Origin of the sequence: Bythopirellula polymerisocia (genome assembly GCF_007860015.1) — a bacterium.
GTDB classification, from domain to species: domain Bacteria; phylum Planctomycetota; class Planctomycetia; order Pirellulales; family Lacipirellulaceae; genus Bythopirellula; species Bythopirellula polymerisocia.
This window is the reverse complement of record NZ_SJPS01000006.1, coordinates 12,178-29,215: the sequence shown is the minus strand read 5'-3', so window position 1 is coordinate 29,215 and position 17,038 is coordinate 12,178. Positions and strand designations below refer to the sequence as shown.

At 53.2% G+C, this 17,038-nt stretch carries 16 protein-coding genes; 13 read left to right on the top strand and 3 right to left on the bottom strand.

All coding sequences use genetic code 11. The features are described from left to right. The first annotated feature begins 33 nt into the window (after nucleotides 1-33). The 6 genes from Pla144_RS17715 to zwf all read left to right on the top strand — a co-directional run bounded on the left by Pla144_RS17715 (nucleotide 34) and on the right by zwf (nucleotide 8,115). On the top strand, nucleotides 34-1,839 hold the full coding sequence (locus tag Pla144_RS17715; protein ID WP_146452047.1) for a M12 family metallo-peptidase: 1,806 nt from the start codon (nucleotides 34-36) through the stop codon (nucleotides 1,837-1,839). A 166-nt stretch (nucleotides 1,840-2,005) separates the two neighbouring features. Continuing rightward, on the top strand, nucleotides 2,006-3,307 hold the full coding sequence (locus Pla144_RS17710; protein ID WP_146452046.1) for a diphosphate--fructose-6-phosphate 1-phosphotransferase: 1,302 nt from the start codon (nucleotides 2,006-2,008) through the stop codon (nucleotides 3,305-3,307). 41 nt (nucleotides 3,308-3,348) lie between these two features. Next, the gene (locus Pla144_RS17705) at nucleotides 3,349-4,218 is read left to right on the top strand and encodes an HAD family hydrolase (RefSeq protein ID WP_146452045.1); all 870 of its coding nucleotides are present in this window, start codon (nucleotides 3,349-3,351) and stop codon (nucleotides 4,216-4,218) included. A gap of 65 nt (nucleotides 4,219-4,283) precedes the next feature. Continuing rightward, a complete protein-coding gene (gnd, locus tag Pla144_RS17700) occupies nucleotides 4,284-5,723 on the top strand; it encodes a decarboxylating NADP(+)-dependent phosphogluconate dehydrogenase (RefSeq protein WP_146452044.1) in 1,440 nt (479 codons plus the stop codon). Nucleotides 5,724-5,777: 54 nt separating this feature from the next. Further along, nucleotides 5,778-6,560: an SDR family oxidoreductase gene (locus Pla144_RS17695; protein WP_146452043.1), complete on the top strand. Its 783-nt coding sequence runs from the start codon at nucleotides 5,778-5,780 to the stop codon at nucleotides 6,558-6,560. Between the two features lie 100 nt (nucleotides 6,561-6,660). Then, nucleotides 6,661-8,115 carry a glucose-6-phosphate dehydrogenase gene (gene zwf / locus Pla144_RS17690; protein WP_146452042.1) on the top strand — a complete coding sequence of 485 codons (1,455 nt, stop codon included), beginning with the start codon at nucleotides 6,661-6,663 and terminating at the stop codon, nucleotides 8,113-8,115. Nucleotides 8,116-8,487: 372 nt separating this feature from the next. Here zwf and Pla144_RS17685 read toward each other — a convergent pair whose 3' ends face one another. Next, complete coding sequence (locus Pla144_RS17685; RefSeq protein ID WP_197530787.1) at nucleotides 8,488-8,712, bottom strand: hypothetical protein; 225 nt, start codon at nucleotides 8,710-8,712, stop codon at nucleotides 8,488-8,490. A 142-nt stretch (nucleotides 8,713-8,854) separates the two neighbouring features. Here Pla144_RS17685 and Pla144_RS17680 point away from each other — a divergent pair, with 142 nt between their 5' ends. From Pla144_RS17680 to rsmA, 4 genes are all read left to right on the top strand, one after another. Further along, on the top strand, nucleotides 8,855-9,802 hold the full coding sequence (locus Pla144_RS17680; protein WP_146452041.1) for a phosphatidylserine decarboxylase: 948 nt from the start codon (nucleotides 8,855-8,857) through the stop codon (nucleotides 9,800-9,802). Nucleotides 9,803-9,867: 65 nt separating this feature from the next. Further along, complete coding sequence (gene pssA / locus Pla144_RS17675; RefSeq protein ID WP_146452040.1) at nucleotides 9,868-10,734, top strand: CDP-diacylglycerol--serine O-phosphatidyltransferase; 867 nt, start codon at nucleotides 9,868-9,870, stop codon at nucleotides 10,732-10,734. A 2-nt stretch (nucleotides 10,735-10,736) separates the two neighbouring features. Beyond that, the gene (locus tag Pla144_RS17670; protein ID WP_146452039.1) at nucleotides 10,737-11,336 is read left to right on the top strand and encodes a riboflavin synthase; all 600 of its coding nucleotides are present in this window, start codon (nucleotides 10,737-10,739) and stop codon (nucleotides 11,334-11,336) included. A 108-nt stretch (nucleotides 11,337-11,444) separates the two neighbouring features. Beyond that, on the top strand, nucleotides 11,445-12,350 hold the full coding sequence (rsmA, locus tag Pla144_RS17665; protein ID WP_146452038.1) for a 16S rRNA (adenine(1518)-N(6)/adenine(1519)-N(6))-dimethyltransferase RsmA: 906 nt from the start codon (nucleotides 11,445-11,447) through the stop codon (nucleotides 12,348-12,350). Between the two features lie 11 nt (nucleotides 12,351-12,361). On the opposite strand, the gene Pla144_RS17660 is transcribed toward rsmA, so the two are convergent. Next, the gene (locus Pla144_RS17660) at nucleotides 12,362-12,583 is read right to left on the bottom strand and encodes a helix-turn-helix domain-containing protein (RefSeq protein ID WP_146452037.1); all 222 of its coding nucleotides are present in this window, start codon (nucleotides 12,581-12,583) and stop codon (nucleotides 12,362-12,364) included. 219 nt (nucleotides 12,584-12,802) lie between these two features. Here Pla144_RS17660 and hisB point away from each other — a divergent pair, with 219 nt between their 5' ends. The 3 genes from hisB (at nucleotide 12,803) to Pla144_RS17645 (ending at nucleotide 15,628) form a co-directional block, all read left to right on the top strand. Continuing rightward, complete coding sequence (gene hisB, locus Pla144_RS17655) at nucleotides 12,803-13,396, top strand: imidazoleglycerol-phosphate dehydratase HisB (RefSeq protein ID WP_146452036.1); 594 nt, start codon at nucleotides 12,803-12,805, stop codon at nucleotides 13,394-13,396. Between the two features lie 65 nt (nucleotides 13,397-13,461). Next, the gene (locus Pla144_RS17650; protein ID WP_146452035.1) at nucleotides 13,462-14,205 is read left to right on the top strand and encodes an RNA polymerase sigma factor; all 744 of its coding nucleotides are present in this window, start codon (nucleotides 13,462-13,464) and stop codon (nucleotides 14,203-14,205) included. Nucleotides 14,206-14,365: 160 nt separating this feature from the next. Beyond that, nucleotides 14,366-15,628: a serine/threonine-protein kinase gene (locus Pla144_RS17645; RefSeq protein WP_231936426.1), complete on the top strand. Its 1,263-nt coding sequence runs from the start codon at nucleotides 14,366-14,368 to the stop codon at nucleotides 15,626-15,628. Nucleotides 15,629-15,779: 151 nt separating this feature from the next. Here the strand turns inward: Pla144_RS17645 and Pla144_RS17640 are convergent, their stop codons facing one another. Then, nucleotides 15,780-17,030 carry a DUF11 domain-containing protein gene (locus Pla144_RS17640; RefSeq protein WP_197530786.1) on the bottom strand — a complete coding sequence of 417 codons (1,251 nt, stop codon included), beginning with the start codon at nucleotides 17,028-17,030 and terminating at the stop codon, nucleotides 15,780-15,782. Nucleotides 17,031-17,038: the final 8 nt, after the last annotated feature.

The following is a 17,038-nucleotide window of genomic DNA, read 5'->3' as shown; positions in this document are numbered from 1 at the left end:
ATTTATGCGTTCCCTCTCCTTCTGGTGGTCCTTGTGCCCTCTCTCTCTATTTTGACAATCAGACGACTGTTGATCCTCGGCATTGGTTTACTCTGTGAGTGGTCAGCGACCGTACCAGTTTGGGCAGAAGTGGTGGTGCTTTCCAATCGAACGCTGTCTGGGGTAACTGTCGAGTTGCATCCCTTTGGAGAAACGAGGCGCTCGCTTAGCATATCTCCGGGTGACTCAAAGCCCGTGTTTTTCACGGGAAGCCTGAATGTACGATTTGGCCAGGGCATAGTATTTCAGACGTTCGATTTGTCTGCTGGAAGCGCCTATTTCTTCAAGCGAGGCCCGGACGGTAGCTCCCTTGATCTGGAGAGAATCGGATTGGGAAAGAGCGATCTTCAACCCAAGACACCAATCCCTGGCAAATTAAGCGCTCCACACAAATATGAGCCATTTAAAATCCCCGTGAAGATCGCGGTGGATGATGATGAACCGACGCATCGTTCGATCTGGGAACCCCGCCTGCGCGAGCGAGTCGCGGCCGCATCACGCATTCTCGAGCAAAACTGTGGAGTACAACTGGAAGTAGTAGACGTCGCAACCTGGGATTCGAACGACGACACGCGAGACTTTTTTCAATCCATGCAGGAATTTGAACAAAAAGTCCCCACGAAACCAGCGCGATTGGTCATTGGATTCAGCAGCCAATACGAACTTACAGCGGGGCGAACCCATATGGGGGGAAGCCGCGGCACACTGCATCCCTACATCCTTCTTAAAGAGCGAGCCCGCAACGTCCGCGAATCTCATCGACTTCAACTCCTAGTGCATGAACTCGGGCATTTCTTGGGTGCGACACATAGCCCCGAGCCGAGTAGCGTCATGCGACCCGTGTTTGACGTGATGCAACCGGCAAATTTTGGCGGACATATCCAATTCGACCCAGTTAATTCTTTGCTAATGTCGCTGCTTAGCGATGAGTTACGCCAGCGTAGCGTAACGAGGTTTGCGGATGTTTCACTCCCCACAAAGCAGCGCATGATTGAGATCTATGAAGTACTCGCCGACGCACTACCCAACGATCCTGCCGCAGCACAGTACAAGCGGTTAGTATCCATGGCCACTTCTCCTCGGTTGGTACAAGAGGTCAGAGAAGTGTTGCGGTTGCTCACCCAAATGGCGAAGATGGAAAATGCTCGGGCAGAGAAGAGAGCTGCCGAGGGAGGAATCCAGGGGGCAAACAATTTGACCGGAGATGATCTCACGGCTCGCTTTGTTCGTGAAGCGGCAGCAATAGCAAATGAGTTTCAATCTCCCGATGCGAACCAGTCCATGCTGCTCGCCCTCGGGATCTTTATGGATTCGGAAGGAGTCTTGCGCAATTTTCCACTTACTAGTGGATTGGTGTCGCAGGTAGAAACCGAAGAAGCGAGTAAAGAGCGACAGGCATTCCTCGGCAATCCGACTATGCGCGGACGCACCGATCTGGCCAAGCATTTTTTTGTATCGGCGCATCTAGCAGTCGCTCTTGGTGGTACAACTGCTCGTGGAGTCGGATTGGCCAAAGAGATGCTCGACGCAAACGGTGGCACAGGCTTTAGTTTTGTAGACATGGCAGCGAATCGAGCGGGGATTCTCTTTGCAGAAAAAATGCTGGCTGGTAAATTTGGACTGGAGCAGATAGCCGAGGAATTCACCGTAAATCGTTATCTTCCGGAAATTGACGATTTAGCGGAGGGAATGCAGGGAGACACACTCCGCACCCGATACGCGAAAGATGACGGTGCCCTTATAAACGCAGAATTGGAAAAAATCGAACAGCGTATCTTAACCCTGCCGGTTTATCAGTAGCCGTTGTTGGATTTTCCGTATCACACTCGCCACATTTTGCAAAAGTGTGCCAATTGTTGGCTCGCATTTCTCCCGCTACAATGCGGTATTCTAGCGTGGTTGCCCCGGGCAACAGGCTTTGTCTTTCAAGCGAAAATGCGGTGAGAAGCTGCTTTGTGGAGCTAGTATGGGTCGTCCGATAAACATGGTTGTTGCCCAGAGTGGCGGACCGAGTTGCGTTATCAATAGCACTCTACGAGGCATCGTAGAAGCGGCCCGTGAGTCGTCGGAAGTGAGAACGATCTACGGCGGTCATCACGGCATCGAAGGAGTTCTCAAGGAAGAGCTCATCGATCTTTCAGCACAGTCCCCAGAAGAAATCGCCCTCCTTCGGTTTACTCCCGCCGCAGGTTCCATCGGCACTTGTCGGTATAAGCTCAAGAGCTGGCAGAACGAAGATTTCGACCGAGTGATGGACGTCTTCAAGGCTCACGACATCGGATACTTCCTCTACATTGGAGGCAATGATTCGATGGATACTGCCAACAAGGTCGCCAAACTTGGTCAGGAGCGCGGGCTCGATCTAATTGGAGTTGGAGTTCCTAAGACCATCGACAACGACGTCGGTGATAGTGAATTCAAACTTATCGATCATACGCCCGGCTATGGCTCCTGTGCCAAATACTGGATGCACATGGTGCAGAACTGCAACGAAGAAAACGCAGGCTCCTCACCGGCCGATCCTGTGCTAGTAATGCAAGCGATGGGTCGCAAGATCGGGTTCATTCCCGCCGCGGCTCGGCTGGCTGATCCGGATCGTGAGATGCCGTTGCAGATTTATCTCGCAGAGCGAAAAGTCACTCTGGAGCAAGTTGCCGATAACGTGAACGACCAACTCAAACGCGATGGTCGGGTGATGTTGGTGGTAAGTGAAGGGCTCGATGTGGGGGACCTCGGCGAAGTCAAGGACTCCTTTGGCCATACGTCATTTGGCGCAAGCCAACTCACGGTGGCACAACTCATCGTCAATTATCTCAACTCGAAGGGATTGGCTACGAAGGGTGCTGCGCGTTGTAACGTCTCAGGAACCGACCAGCGAAATTCCATCGGTTACGCTTCGGTTGTAGATTTGGACGAGGCATATGAAGTCGGTGTGAAGGCGCTGCAGCTCGCCGCCGCAGGAGAGAGCGGGTTCATGTCTACGATATTGCGCAAACCTAGTTCCACCTATGGCGTGACCTATGACAAGGTGCCTCTGCCGGACGTGGCCAACAGTGAGCGGACTTTTCCAGACAAGTGGATATCGGCCGATGGCCTGGACGTCTCAGACGAGTTCGTAGCCTATTGCAAGCCGCTGGTGGGAGATTCTATGGTTAGTTTGCCCATGGAACACGGTCGGCAACGGCTTGCCAGACTCAAGCCAATTTTTGCTGAGCAGAAGCTTGGCAAGTATGTCCCGCAAGCAGACCGCAGCAAGGCTCCTGTATAAATTCGAAGCAAAACTTCAAGTTTTTTGAATCAAAGGCAAGCATGAAAGATTTTACTCCGAAGCATGAATTCTTGGTTGGCATCGATTCTGATGGTTGTGTTTTTGACACGATGGAAGTGAAACACAAAGAGTGTTTTATCCCGGCATTCATCAACTTCTACGATCTGCAGGGAGTCAGTAAATATGCCCGCGAGGCTGCCGAGTTTGTGAATCTCTATTCCAAGAGTCGAGGAGTCAATCGCTTTCCTGCACTTGTAGAGCAACTCGATTGGCTACGTCGGCGTCCTGAAGTTAAGGCACGAGGCGTGAAGGTGCCTAGTCCATCGGGAGTGACTAACTGGATCGAACAGGAAACGAAACTAGGCAACCCTGCCTTGGAGAAGGCAGCTGAAGCAACGGGCGATCCCGATTTGACGAAGGCGTTAGAGTGGTCGCGCGCCGTTAATGAGGCTATCGCCGACATGGTGCGTGGTGTGCCTCCTTTTCCCAATGTGAAGAAGTGCCTCGAAAGATTGGGAGAAAGGTCAGATATGCTGGTCGTCTCCGCCACTCCAAATGCGGCATTGGAAGCCGAGTGGCAAGAGCATGGAGTGGCCGATTATGTGCGCGAAATCTGTGGTCAGGAAAGCGGCACTAAGAAGGAAACACTAGTTGTTGCAGGTCAGTACGAGCCGAACAAGGCACTGATGATTGGAGATGCACCAGGTGACCACAAGGCCGCAGTGGCTAATAACTGCTTGTTCTTCCCGATTAATCCCGGGCAGGAAGAGGCCAGTTGGAAACGTCTCTTGGATGAGGGGATTGATCGCTTTTTCGCCGGTACGTTTGCTGGTGACTACCAGCAGCAACTTGTGGACGAATTCAACGAGTTTCTTCCCGCAACTCCCCCTTGGCAGGTGGATGCGAAATAACTGTCTCATAATCTGATCTTGTAAACAGATACAACGAAAACCTCCCAGCTTGGAATGAAAATAACATGGCAGAACTTTGTGATTTCGGACTGATTGGTCTCGCTGTGATGGGCGAGAATCTGGCATTAAATGTCGAAAGTCGTGGCTATCGGGTCGCCGTGTTTAACCGTACTACTTCGAAAGTAGACGAACTCATGGCCGGCCGGGCCAAGGGCAAGCAATTTGTCGGCTGTCACAGTTTGGAAGAATTGGTCGGCTCGCTCAAGACCCCTCGCAAAGTGATGATGATGGTCAAGGCGGGGCCTGCGGTCGACGATCTCATCGAGACCTTGATCCCACTCTTGTCGCCAGGAGACATACTGATCGACGGAGGCAACACTTTTTATGCCGACACGGAGCGTCGTACTAAGTATGTCGAAAGCAAAGGCCTGCTTTATTGCGGCACTGGTGTCTCAGGGGGCGAAGAAGGTGCCTTGTTGGGTCCCAGCATGATGCCAGGGGGCAGCGAGGCTGCTTGGCCACATTTGAAACCCATCTTCCAGTCAATCGCAGCTAAAGTCGGCCCGAACAACGATATCCCCTGCTGTGAATGGGTCGGTCCACGTGGTGCTGGTCACTACGTCAAGATGGTCCACAACGGCATCGAATACGGCGACATGCAGATGATCTGCGAAGCCTACTTCCTACTGACCGAAGCATTGGGACTCTCGAACGACGAATTGTACGATGTGTTCGAGAATTGGTATCAAGGTGAACTCAATAGCTATCTGATTGAGATCACGCGCGACATTTTCAGTGTGAAGGACGAAGACGGCGGCTTCCTGGTCGACAAAATCATGGACCGTGCCGGGGCCAAGGGGACCGGCAAATGGATGAGCCAATTGGCCCTGGATCTCGGGGTGCCCAGCACACTAGTGACGGAAGCCGTCTATGCCCGTTGCCTGTCGGCGATGAAGGAAGCGAGAGTACGAGCAAGTAAGGTTCTCTCTGGCCCTAAGCCGAATTACACGGGCGACAAGGCCAAGTTCATCGAGCAGATCCGCGATGCACTCTATGCTTCGAAGATTTGCAGCTACGCCCAAGGCTTTGTTCAATTGCAAGCCGCCGCGGTGGAGCATGATTGGCCGTTAAATTTCGGCGAATGTGCGATGTTGTGGCGAGGTGGTTGCATCATCCGTGCCGTGTTCTTGGATCGCATTAAGGAAGCATTTGACGCCGACCCAAAGCTCGAGAATCTGCTCATCGCTCCCTACTTTCAAGAGGCAATCCAGCGTTCCCAAGATGGCTGGCGACATGTGGTCGCTTCGGCCGCTCAGTTAGGAATTCCAACCCCTGCTTTCTCGGCTGCATTGGCCTACTACGACGGCTACCGCCGCGAACGCTTGCCAGCCAACCTTCTCCAAGCCCAGCGAGACTATTTTGGCGCCCATACCTTCGAGCGGCTTGATAAACCTGGCACTTTCCACGCCGAGTGGATTCAACTGAGGAAGAAGCCGAAAGCATAACGAATGTCTAATGACAAATGACTAACGACCAATTTCCAGCGACTTGAGACTTTTATGAACGCAGAATTCTTGCAGAAACAATTTGGCTTCGACGGGCAAGTCTGCGTCGTAATTGGTGGAACGGGAGTGCTAGGCGGTGCTCTTTGCGAAGGTATTGCTCAGGCGGGAGCTCACGTTGTTGTGGCAGGGCGCAGCACAGAACGCGGCGAGGAGCGTGTCAAGGCGATTGAAAAGCTTGGTGGACAAGCGTCCTTTACGGCCGTTGACGCTACATCGCGTGAATCCCTGCAACAGCTGCTCGATACTGTGGTAACCGAACATGGCGGTGTTGATTCGCTGATCAACGGCACGGGCGTTAATTCCGCAACTCCTTATTTGGAAATCACCGACGAAGAGCTTCAAGGCATTTTTGACGCGAACTTTATGGGGACCCACTTGGCCTGCCAGACGTTTATTCCTCACATGGTCGAAAAAGGTGGTGGGTCTATTCTCAACATCGGTAGCGTTACTTGCTTTCTCCCCCTGTCGCGAGTCTATATGTATGCTGCCACGAAGGCAGCCATTCTCAACCTGACCCAAAACATGGCTCGGGAATTTGCACCTCAAAACGTCCGGATCAACTGCCTCTGCCCCGGCTTTTTTCCTGCGGAACAGAACCGTAAGATTCTCAGCCCAGATCGCACCGAGAGCATCATGAGGCACACGCCGATGAATCGTTTCGGCTTGCCAGAGGAACTGGTTGGCGCGGCTCTCTTATTGCTCTCACCTACAGCAGGCAGCTTTATCACAGGCACAGCCATCTATGTCGATGGTGGGTTTACCGCGATGACGATCTGATCGCGACGCGATGGTGTGGGCTTTACACTGTTGAGTATGGGTACTATCTTGCTGGCGGTATGACTCTATCCCCTTGCGCGACGATTCGGAGCCCTTATTCATGGCCGCGACTATAGTCATCTTCGGTGCCTCTGGTGATTTAACAGGTCGCAAATTGATTCCTGCCTTATATCAGCTATTTCGCAAAGGTCGGCTTTCCTCACCGCTGAATATTGTTGGTGTGTCTCGGACCAAGTTTTCTCATGACGAGTGGCGGACGGAACTTGCCACGTCGACGGAGAAGTTTGCAGGGGATTCATTCGACCAGGAGAAATGGGCCCAGTTTGCTGAGCGGATTTATTACCAACCAGGGGATATCGGACAGGCGGAGGATTTTGCCGCTCTGGCCAAATTTGTCGATGAGATTGAAGGGGGCGAATCCGGCACTCGAATCTACTATCTTTCCACGGCACCAAGATTTTACCTGCCTGCTGTCGAACATCTTGGACAAGCGGGCATGGCCTGCGAAACCAATGGTCCGCGGCGCGTGGTGATCGAGAAACCCTTTGGCAGGGATTTGAAGAGTGCTAAGGAGCTGAATAAAGCAGTCCATGAAGTTTTTGCTGAGCATCAGGTCTATCGGATCGACCATTATCTCGGCAAAGAAACGGTGCAGAACTTATTAGTCCTGCGCTTTGGGAATACAATATTTGAGCCGATCTGGAATCGAAACTATATCGACCATGTGCAGATAACCGTGGCCGAGGAAGTTGAAGTTGGGAGCCGTGCCGGATACTATGATTCGGCCGGCGTGGTCCGCGACATGGTTCAAAACCATCTACTGCAACTGTTGATGGTGACGGCTATGGAGGCCCCCGTGCGGTATGAAGCGGATGCCATTCGCAATGAAAAAGTGAAAGTGCTCCATGCCATTCGTCCGCTAGATGCCGAGCAAGTACGTACCGACACATTTCGCGGTCAGTATCGGGGCTACACAGCCTCGGAAGGGGTCAAGCCTACAAGCCGCACACCGACATTTGCCGCGCTCAAACTGGGAATCGATAACTGGCGTTGGCAAGGGGTACCATTTTATCTGCGAAGCGGCAAGGCAATGTCTTGCCGAACTACGCAGATCGTGATCCAGTTCTATGCCCCACCGCAGAAGCTGTTTGTTGACACGCCTACTGGACTAGGAGAGGCGAATCGCTTGGTGATACAAGTTCAGCCGGCTGAGGGGATTCAACTGCACTTCCAAACCAAAGTCCCTGACGCTGGAATGCGTATGCGTCAAACTGACTTGAACTTCAATTACCAGAAAGAATTTCGCGGTGTAATGCCAGAGGCCTACGAGCGACTGCTACTCGATGCCCTCGAAGGAGACGCCAGCCTGTTCGCTCGGGCCGACGAAGTAGAGGCCGCCTGGAAGATCTGCGATCCGATCCTGGAAGCGTGGGAGGCTAAAGACAAGCCGACACTGTTTATGTACGACCCCGGTTTCTGGGGACCCGAAGAATGCCTCGATTGGATGACCGCTCAGGGACGCCAGTGGTTTGATACGTGCCCGCTGTTGGGGTGATGCGTTGGGAAGAAGCGACTCATAAATATCGTCTCTATTTCGATAACAGAAGTTATTCGCCTGGCTTTGGAAGCAATAGGACCGCTCCGTTTACTTTGTATTCTCTGTTAGAAAGGCCTCTCCACTGCATCCCTTATTTTTACTAGCTTCTGAATTCAATCATGACGTGATTGGCGCAGCGTTTGAGGTACCACGCAGCTCTTTGCCGTAACCAAAAATCATGGAACAGGAGGTAACGGAGCTAACAGAGAGTCGATAAGTAAAATTTCAACTTCAAACCTACTTTTCCATTCCTCCGTTGCCTCTCTTTCCTCCTGTTCAAACCGACTCAGGGGATACCCCAAAATCCCGAAGTTATCATTGAGCCATTCCTTACTCAGCCAACTTGCGTAAAACATCACTCCTTTTTTCCATTACCCTCTCGGCAAGCTTAAACTGTCTTTCAAACTCTGCGTCGTATGGAACGAGCCTCATGCCATCGGGTATTTCCAAGATATGCACGGAATCTCCCGCGCCGACTTGCAACTTGTCCAGTATCTCCTGCGATAGGATAATCCCCAGGGAATCGTTAATGGCTATAACTTCGGCGGTTTGCATGGGCGAATCTCCTTGTTCAACTCAGATTATAAGCCAAATCGATTCCCAGAGAAGTTCCATTGTTGAGCTTGCCGCTTGTGAATTGGATTCGAGTGTGTACTCTGGGAAGTTTACCCACCCTGCGAAATAGTTCGGTAATCTAATGGCGGAATCTGAAACCCAAGGCACCTACCCTCCCCTGCCGGAGAACATTAGCAGTGTGCAACCGGGTGGGGGTATTTGCTACCAGATCGAGCTCGCATGGGGCCGCTGGCGGCGGTTCTATTTGCGGACTTTTCGCGGAGGGTACGTCGAGCGATTGGCCTCCCTGCGTAAGGGCGATCTTGCGGGGGCGCCGCATGAGATTCTCGATCCTCGCGATCTCAAGTATTGCGAAAACCTATGCTCAGCGCATTGGCTCTCAGTAGATGATCCCTTTAAGTGGCGCGACCGCCTGCCGTTCGCCCGCTGGGGGCTCGCCGAGCTACAGATCATGGGATGGCCCTTGCTCGCTATGATTGGATTCTTGCTCTGGCTCGGTTGTTGGTGGCAATGGCTAGCCGTGGTTCCGGCGGTCATACTCGTGCTCATTATCTATTTCTTTCGTGACCCAGTGAGAGAGATTCCCGCGGACCCTGCTGCCATAGTCTCTCCAGCAGACGGCACGATTGCGGAGGTCACGGAACTCGATCATTACGATTTCTTCGATGGCCCCGCGATGCGAATCGGCATCTTTCTTTCGATCTTCAACGTGCATGTAAATCGCGCTCCACGTGCGGCGCGAGTCGTTGACATGCATTACAAGCCAGGAGAATTTCTCAATGCATTGAACCCTGAAAGTGCACTCCGCAATGAATACATGTGGATCGGGATGGAAGAGATCGACCATCCCGAGCAGAAATTGGCTGTGCGGGCCATCTCTGGGCTGATCGCCCGGAGAATTGTCTGCACACTTCGGCCTGGTAAGGAGGTCCAGCGGGGTGAGAAATTTGGTATGATCAAACTTGGTTCCCGGACAGAGCTAATTTTGCCCCGGGATGCAGTCGAAGTAACCACGGCAGTAGGTGACAGGGTGCTTGCCGGCAGTACAATCTTGGCCCGTTACCGTTGAGCTATTATTTCGAGACTCAAGAAACATTCTGCATACTCACTTACTCACTTACTCACCCAAATCGCATGAGACCCATTCGTGCAATCAATGTCTTGCCAACCCTCTTCACACTGGGAAACCTGGTGTGCGGTTTTTTTGCGATTGTCGTGGCGAGCCGCATTGCGAAGGCAGGAACGGTCGACATCTTGCCCTCGCCCAAGCTAGAAACCTATCGGCATCTGCTCGATAGCATCGACCCTACGCACAATCTCATGCTTTGTGGCGGGTTGATTTTTCTTGCCATGCTTTTTGACATGTTCGATGGCCAGGTCGCCCGCATTACACGTACTACGAGCGATTTCGGGGGCCAGCTTGATAGCCTCTGCGATATCGTTTCATTCGGCGTCGCACCAGCCATTTTACTCGTGAAAATGTGCCCTGATTTCACGAGCGTCCACCGCGAAGCCGTCTGGACGATTTCGGCTCTATTCGCTTGTTGTGCGGCCCTGCGATTGGCGCGTTTCAATGTGGAGACCGATGAAGACGACGATCACGGCACTTTCGCCGGACTTCCCACTCCTGCGGCGGCATCGGTGATCGCGAGTTGGGCCATGTTTTCCTACACACTTCGGAACGAGATCAATTTCGAGAATTTCGCTGGCTACGATTGGTGGTTACAACGTTTGCTGCCACTGTGCGCAGTGGTGATCGCCGTACTGATGGTTTCACGGATCCCCTACCCACACATCATCACTCAATTCGTGCGAGGACGACGCAGCTTTGCTCATGTGGTCGGGTTGGTTTTTATCATCATGCTCCTGGTGACATTTCGATGGTATATCGTTCCGTTTGTGTGCGGGATCTACGTAGCAATCCCTGCAGCGCAGTATCTCTGGAAGCTGTCTCGCGAAAAGACGAATTTAAAGAAATCAGTATCTGGCGAGGCCGTGTAGCCATGTTTACTGGTCTGGTCGAAAGTTTGGCGACGGTGCGAGCCTTGGTGTCTCAGGGACCGGGTGTGAGACTCGAAATCATCGATGCTCTCACCGCAGCCAGATCGGCGGTCGGTGATAGTATTGCAATCAACGGTTGCTGCCTGACCGTGGTGTCGCTCGATGATGAGTCATTGGCATTCGAAGCCGGCGAGGAGACCCTGCAGCGCACAACACTGGGAAAGGTTGGCGTTGGCGACCGGGTAAATCTGGAAACCTCTCTCTGCCTGGGCGACGAGCTCGGGGGTCATCTCGTAACAGGTCACATCGATGGCGTGGGAACGGTCGAAGAGCGAATCGATGATGCCGAATGGTCCAAGTTTTGGTTCCATGTCCCGGGTGATCTCACTCGGCAGATGGCAAGCAAAGGTTCGGTGGCTGTCGACGGGGTGAGTCTCACTCTAGTCGACGTGGAGCGAAACCGTTTCAGCGTCGCCCTGATTCCTCACACTCTCAAAGTGACCACATTGGGCCTCAAGCAGGAAGGTGACTCCGTCAATCTAGAAACCGACGTATTGGCCAAGTACGTAGCACGACAACTCGCCTGGCAGAGCGAAAAATAGCCCTTTGATCAACCGAGGTCGAGGACGACCCGGCTCACCACCAACCCCTCACCTCTCACCTCTCACCCCTCACCCCTCACAAATCACAAATCACAAATCACAAATTCAATGAGCCGCCAGACTAAGACCTTTTTGATGAATCGCTTCCGCGAGATGGGGATATCCCCCGCGACGCGGCACGGACAGAATTTTCTCATCGATCTGAATCTCCACCGTGTGATCATCGACGCGGCCGACCTTACAAATCAGGACGTGGTGTTGGAGGTTGGCACGGGCACCGGAGCCTTGACGACGCTGATGGCGGAGAAGGCTGCGGCTGTGATCACGGTCGAGATCGATGGCCATCTGTTTGAACTCGCTAGCGAACATCTCATCGACTACCCGCATGTGACGATGCTCCATATCGATGCCCTTAAGAATAAGAATCATTTTGACAGTCGCGTGATGGAAGCAGTGGGCGAAAGACTGGCCGAAGCCCCTGACAGCCGCTTCAAGCTGGTGGCCAATCTGCCCTACAACATTGCGACCCCAGTGCTGAGCAATCTCTTGTTGTGCGAACATGTGCCCCACACGATGGTGGCCACCATCCAGAAAGAACTGGGCGACCGCATCGTGGCCCAACCGTGGAGCAGGGACTACGGTGCGCTAAGTGTGTGGATGCAGTGCCAGGCCGATGCAGAAATCGTGCGACTCATGCCACCAACCGTATTCTGGCCAATGCCCAAGGTCGACTCGGCCATCGTGCGAATCGTAGTTGATCCTGTCAAGCGCAACAGTGTCCCCGACTTGCGATTTTTCCACCAATTTGTCAAGGCAATCTTCATCCACCGCCGAAAATTCCTCCGCGCCAATGTCGTGGCGGCGCTTAAACATCACCTCTCCAAGACCGAAGTGGATGAGATTCTCGCCGAAATGCAACTCTCCGAAGAAGCTCGTACCGAGCAACTCGACGTGCCAACGCTACTCAAGTTAACTGAGCTGGTTAGAGCGCGAGCACCTGGTTGGACCTTATAAAGAACACCAGTTCATTCCAAGTGCTGTCGCTGATGGCTCTCAAATGCCTGCACCGCAGGATCAGGAACCCGCAACTGCCCTTCTAAATCGACAAACGGCAAAGTTCCCGATTTGAGCAGGTCGCGAATCTTGCGGCGGGGTACATGCCAGCGGTGAGCCAGGTGCGTAAGCGAGTGACTATTCTCAAAGGGGTGGTGGTGCTCAGGTTGCACCGGGCGTTTCATAGGTGCCATCGAAATACCCTCCAAGGATTAGCAATGAGTGTCGGCCAGCGCCGGCGAAATCGATTATAACAGTCAGGGGGACAAACCGCCAAATCGGCGTTTCTCTCGGGGATTCGCGGCCTTCGAACCCGTCCCCTTGCAGGGTGGTCCGTGATAAGATGGAAGTCAGGCACCTGCGACTAAGTTGGGTCGCGGCTATCGAGAACTAGAAGCAATGTGTGAGTCACTATGGCACGCAGCGGAAGTCTGGAACGAAAAACGAACGAAACGAAGATCAAGATCGATCTATGTCTCGATGGCTCAGGCGTTGCTGACGTCCAGACCGGTGTCGGCTTTCTCGATCACATGCTCGACCTTTTCACCAAGCATGGAGCGTTCGACCTGAAGCTCAAATCTGAGGGAGACCTGCACGTCGACCAGCATCACACCGTCGAAGACACCGGCATTTGCCTTGGCCTCGCCTTGCGCGAGGCGTTAGGCAACAAGGCAGGAATTCGCCGTTATGGTCATTTCACGTTGCCGATGGAAGAGACTTTAGTAACCGTGGCGGTCGACTTTAGTGGTCGAAGCGTGTTGGCCTATCGCGCATCGGTGCCGGCGGCCAAGATTGGCGACTTTGATAGCGAGTTACTCGAAGACTTCTGGCAGTCGGTCTCTGCGAATGCACTTTGCAACCTGCATGTGTTGCTGCACTATGGTCGCAACAGCCACCATATTGCTGAGGCGATTTTCAAGGCGACAGCCCGAGCTATGAGAATGGCCGTGGAGTCCGACCCATGCATGCCAGGCGTGCCCAGCACCAAGGGGACACTGGAAGGTTGAAAGAGGTTGTTGATTGTAATCTGGACGTCTGAGAGCAATCGTCAGTCAGGATTCAGTGCACTCCGATGACATTTCCAACTCCTCACGATGGAAATCATTCCATTGAATTCGCAACAACTCAGTGGAGCATTGTTGCCGCCGCGGGAAGTCAAGACTCTTCCGCGGCGCGAGATGCACTCTCAAGTTTGTGCCAGCGCTACTGGCCGCCTCTGTATGCATATGCCCGCCGCAGAATGTCGGATGCTAATCAGGCCCAAGAGTACACACAAGCTTTTTTTGTAAGCGTCTTGGAGAAACACACAATTGCAGCGGCAGACCATGAACGGGGTCGATTTCGATCGTTCCTGCTTACATCCTTTAAGCACTTTATAGCAAACGAACGTCAGCACGATCGAGCACTCAAGCGAGGTGGAGATCGGTTGCATTTTTCACTCGATTTTGACTCTGAAGAGGCGCGCCTGTCCGTCGAGCCGACAAACAATGAGACACCCGAGTCACTCTTTGAAAGGAAGTGGGCACTGCAATTACTAGATTCGGTACTTGACTCGTTGCGTGTCGATTACAAAAAACGTGGCCAGGAGCAGCAATTCGAAGTCTTTAAGGATTTCCTTGTTGGGCGAGAATCTGAAGGCACTCTTGTTGAATCTGCCAATAAACTGGGGGTCACGCCAGGGGCTGCCAAGGTTGCCGTCCATCGCCTTCGTCAGCGATATCGGGAGGCACTCCGAACCGGAATTGCCCAAACACTGGCTGGCTCGGAGGAAGTAGACGAAGAAATTCAGTACCTGTTTTCCGTGCTTTCACAGTAATTGAGGGAAAACCTGTAACCTTGGATCGTGTTATTCGTTAGAGGTCTATAGAACCAATTCACTTAGGAAGACCTTAACGATGTCCAATTCACCGGTTTGTCCCCGATGCGGAAAACACGTCCCAAGCCTCTCTCCAGGGGGGCTATGTCCAAGTTGCCTCATGGCAGCCGGACTCGTGGGCTCCGAAGGAGGGCAGCAACGAACCGAGACCTATTCGCCAGCAGGGGACGGAACTTCAGCCAAGGGCTTTGTGCCACCCGAGCCTTCGCAGTTGAATGAGCACTTTCCGCAGTTGGAAATCCTGGAACTTCTAGGTCGAGGGGGCATGGGGGCCGTTTACAAAGCGCGACAGCCTGGGCTTGATCGGATTGTGGCCGTGAAAATACTTTCTCCTGAGTTTGGTGCCGACCCTGCGTTTGCTGAACGGTTTGCTCGAGAGGCGCGGGCTATGGCCCGACTTAGCCACCCCAATATCGTTGCCATCCACGACTTCGGCGTCACCAACGATCTGTTTTATCTGATCATGGAGTATGTCGAGGGAGCAAATCTACGACAAACTATCCAGACTGGTGAACTCCAGCCCGACGAGGCATTAGCGATCGTCCCCCAAGTGTGCGACGCACTGCAGTATGCCCATGGGCTAGGCGTAGTTCATCGAGATATCAAGCCAGAAAACATCTTGCTTGACAAGAATGGCAACGTAAAGATTGCCGATTTCGGCCTCTCGAAACTGCTGAGTGATGAACAGCCAGAAACCAGGCTTACCGGCACGCACCAAGTGATGGGCACGGTCAACTACATGGCCCCGGAGCAAATTAAGGGGACACACGCGGTCGATCATCGGGCAGATATCTATTCCCTGGGTGTTGTGTTCTATGAAATGCTAACAGGTGAAGTCCCCATGGGAAGGTTTGAACCTCCATCCAGGAGAGTTCAAATTGACGTCCGACTTGACGAAGTCGTCTTGCGGAGTTTGGAGCGCGAGCCGGACAAACGCTACCAGCATGCCAGCGATGTCAAAACCGATCTGAGGGGCATCGCTTCTTCTTCAGCCATTGCTAGAGAAAGTGTTGCAGTCGAGCAGGGACTCGAGCAATCCTGGCTGACTTGGAAAAGTTTTGCCAGCTACTTTTTCGCTGGCGTATTTCTTCTGCTGGCCATAATGAAAGTTACTCTCCAGCGAGAGATCAGTTGGACCAATGTCGTTGGTTTGACGACATGCGCAGGGATTCTCTCACTGCTAACCTGCTTGTGGGAATCATGGCCCTATGTGCCGCAGTTGCCTTGGTATAAGAGGAGGAATTGGCTCCCAGTGCTGACCCCTTTTCTTATGCTCTTTTTCGTTGGTGTGTTTTTGACCACGAGATTGTGGCTGCCTGGTACCGAATCACTGACACTACCCCCGCAGAAGCCGATGGGTTGACTCAAAGAATCGTTTCTTTGGCGTTCGCATTTCTCATAATGTTGTTCATGTTCACGCATCGACACCCTTTGTCCGACGTGCTTCGTCGCTGGGGAAAAAATATAGACGTGACTCTCCCACTTAGAGATCGAGTCCGTTCGATTGACGACTCTCACAGCACTTTGCACTTGAACTGCAAGATGCAACCGGCGCCGGCTTCGAGAGGTTCTTTGATCTCCCAACGCAGGACTTCTGAGCCACCAGAATTGGGCTCGGTTGAGAAGTCGGCAGCAACACTCGCCTTGGCACTGTCGGGAACATACTCCAACCGAGTCGTGAGATTGTCAACGACCGTGACATTACCCATCTCGCGGTTGCCGACGTTGTCGAGCCGCAAAGTGAATTCGACGATTTCGCCTTGCTTGGCCGAGCCACAGGAGGCCAACTTAATCAGACGTAGGCAAGGCTTGTTGGGTTCTTCAAGGTGGTAGATCACGCCGGGCTGACGATCGCTAACTGCTGCCACGGCGTTGCGACTATCAACAGTGATTTGTGGAGACTGGTCGCCAGTCCAAGTGATCGCGGCCAGGCTTGAGCGAGCGATTTTTACCTTTTCGTCCCCAACAAAGATACCAGCCTTGACGACCTGCAGGTCGCAATACGGTGAAAGGGTACCAATCTCTGCGGCCAGTCGCTCTTCGCGACCTAGCTCGCCAAGCTGCTGGCGTTCTCGCAGCAAGCTGGCAGGATCTTGTACCCGATTGATGGTTGGTTCTAGCTTGTTGATCGAGTGAGCAGGTCGCTCGCGTTCATCGATCTTAGCCAGTGCCGTAGCCTGACCGTAACCGATTGCCGCATCGTAGCGGGCATACTCGTGCAGATCGATCACGCGGCGTACCACGCCAAACCTGGGGGCATAAATGCAGACCCGATTGCTGGGCGTGATAATTGTGCGGCCATCGACCGTGTCGTAGTGTGCCACGGTGTCTTCCTGTTCGAGGCCCACGATTTCCCAGTCTGCTTTCACGCCTGCTGGCAGGCGGGAATCCCCGCCATCACACAGGTATTCGTCGCGGGGGCCCACGATCCCACAATCACCGCAGCCATTGCAGCATGAACACCCCGGCATTTGGCACTGGGCGGGGCGAATCCCGGCAGCATACTCGGCTTGTCGCTCAATGGGCGGAGGAAGATGTTGATCCTGGTGATAGACCACCGGCATGACTTGTCGCTGCGGCTGTGCAGCCGCGAAGGGATTCGCCTCTGGACCAGGTTGTCTATACGATCCCACTTGCCCCTGTGGTCCTATCGCCCGACAGGAACATAGAATCAAGACCACAAACGCGACGACGATGTAGCGGAACCACACGGGTGGTCGCCCTGAATCGGGAGTTGTCGAATAGTAGTGGGCAGATGGTTGCACGGCGTTTG